This is a genomic window from Tunicatimonas sp. (genome assembly GCF_049647865.1).
Classification (GTDB): domain Bacteria; phylum Bacteroidota; class Bacteroidia; order Cytophagales; family Cyclobacteriaceae; genus Tunicatimonas.
Map to the genome: position 1 here is coordinate 1 of NZ_JBARYM010000755.1, position 1,821 is coordinate 1,821.

Genomic DNA, 1,821 nt, shown 5'->3' on the forward strand with positions numbered 1-1,821 from the left:
CTAAATCATAGAGCATTCTTTTAATAGAAACCCAACCCACCTATGAAAGCCATTCTTACCAAATCTTCCGGCGCAGCCAATCAACTTTATTTGGGTGAATACGAAACACCGGAACCGGCTGCCGATGAAGTACTGGTTAAAGTCCACGCTACCGCACTGAACCGGGCCGATATCTTGCAGCGAGAAGGGAAGTATCCGCCGCCCGCCGGAGCTTCGCCTATTTTAGGATTAGAGATGAGCGGAGAAGTTGTAGAAGTGGGCAAAGAAGTAGAAAAGTGGAAGGTTGGAGATAAAGTATTTGGGCTATTGCCCGGTGGGGGCTACGCTGAGTACGCAGTGATTCATCAGGATATGGCGATGGCGATTCCGGAGAACTTATCGTTTGAAGAAGCGGCGGCTATTCCTGAGGTGTTTATGACCGCTTTTCAGGCGGTACACTGGTTGGGGAGGTTACAGCCCAGCGAGCGGATTTTAATTCATGCGGGAGGCAGTGGGGTAGGTACCGCCGCCATTCAACTAGCCAAAGAAATGCAAGCGGGGGATATTATTGTTACCGCTTCCCAGACCAAGCACGCTGCTTGTCGGGAACTAGGGGCGCACTACACGGTTGATTACAAAAGTCAGGATTTCCGGGATGAGGTAAAAAATATTACTGATAGAGAAGGAGTAGATGTGATTATCGATTTTGTGGCGGCCCCGTATTTTGAGCGTAATATCTCGGTGCTTCGTACCGACGGACGGCTGATTATGCTGGCCCTGCTGGGGGGAACCCACTTAGAGCAATTTAATCTGGGTAACTTACTACGTAAACGAATTCAGATACTGGCTTCTACCTTACGCTCCCGTAGTCGGGATTACCAAATCCGCCTGACCGAAGCCTTTGCCGAGTTTGCTATTTCCCGCTTTGAGGCCGGAAGATTACGCCCGGTCATCGATCAAGTTATGGACTGGAAGGAAGTAAAAGCGGCCCACCAACGGATGGAATCCAACCAAAACGTTGGAAAAATTGTCTTAAAAATTAGTAAATCCTAATTGAGGTTTGCACAAATTAGGCTGATTTTTACGTTCTAAACCTAAAGGATACTATTATGATCTATCGATATATTTTCAGCATATTTATCATTACCAGTCTGACACTGGCCTGCTCACCGATTAAAACATTCACCGAAGCCCCCGCCGATCAGCAAGTAAACCATTACCGAACTTTTGCTTTCCTATTGCCCGATGAAGCCGAAATGGATCAGGCCAGTCTGATTCTGTACGATGAAATCCGAAAGAGCATTGTAGCGCAATTGCGTGAAAAAAATTACCAACCCGATGCGGAAAATCCGGAGTTGATTATTGCCTTTAATATTATGACCGATGAAGAGCGAAAGGAAGTAACCCGGTCGGCTGATCCCTACGGGGCGTACGGTCGGCGGATGTGGGGTTATAATCCTTACGCTTTGGGTGGCTGGATGCCTTCGCAGCGGTTTAAAGAAATCAAAATTGAGAAAACCGGCACAATGGTCGTAGATTTATTTGATAAACAGGCCAAAGAACTGGTTTGGCGGGGCATAGGCATAGGTCCAGTGAACAATCCCGAAGAACGATTTGAGACTGCTTATAAAATGGTAGATAAGATTTTCAAAGAGTTTCCAGCTAGTATGGCTAGTGCTGTTTCAGCAGCTAACTAAGCATTAGCCCTCTTTTTTACTGGTTTGCTCCTTCTTCTCTTCTTTTTTAGGACGACTTACCCCAAATGTTCCTTTGCTTATTTTTCCGCGTTTTGTTTTTTTGTCTCCTTTACCCATAGCGTTAGAATACTATTGATTGAAAATT

The 1,821-nt window shown here is 46.0% G+C and carries 3 protein-coding genes; 2 read left to right on the forward strand and 1 reads right to left on the reverse strand.

Going from position 1 to position 1,821, the window contains the following annotated elements; translation table 11 throughout:
* The first annotated feature begins 42 nt into the window (after nt 1–42).
* Nucleotides 43–1,032 carry an NAD(P)H-quinone oxidoreductase gene (locus WBA23_RS22045; RefSeq protein ID WP_424584441.1) on the forward strand — a complete coding sequence of 330 codons (990 nt, stop codon included), beginning with the start codon at nt 43–45 and terminating at the stop codon, nt 1,030–1,032.
* A gap of 56 nt (nt 1,033–1,088) precedes the next feature.
* Nucleotides 1,089–1,676, forward strand: a complete 588-nt coding sequence (locus WBA23_RS22050) for a DUF4136 domain-containing protein (protein ID WP_424584442.1) — start codon at nt 1,089–1,091, stop codon at nt 1,674–1,676.
* A gap of 3 nt (nt 1,677–1,679) precedes the next feature.
* Here the strand turns inward: WBA23_RS22050 and WBA23_RS22055 are convergent, their stop codons facing one another.
* Complete coding sequence (locus tag WBA23_RS22055; protein WP_424584443.1) at nt 1,680–1,793, reverse strand: 30S ribosomal protein THX; 114 nt, start codon at nt 1,791–1,793, stop codon at nt 1,680–1,682.
* Nucleotides 1,794–1,821: the final 28 nt, after the last annotated feature.

Excerpts from the sequence above, each read along its gene's own strand:
- WBA23_RS22045 (WP_424584441.1), top strand. The coding sequence starts at position 43 with ATGAAAGCCATTCTTACCAAATCTTCCGGCGCAGCCAATCAACTTTAT.
- WBA23_RS22050 (WP_424584442.1), top strand. The coding sequence starts at position 1,089 with ATGATCTATCGATATATTTTCAGCATATTTATCATTACCAGTCTGACA.
- WBA23_RS22055 (WP_424584443.1), bottom strand. The coding sequence starts at position 1,793 with ATGGGTAAAGGAGACAAAAAAACAAAACGCGGAAAAATAAGCAAAGGA.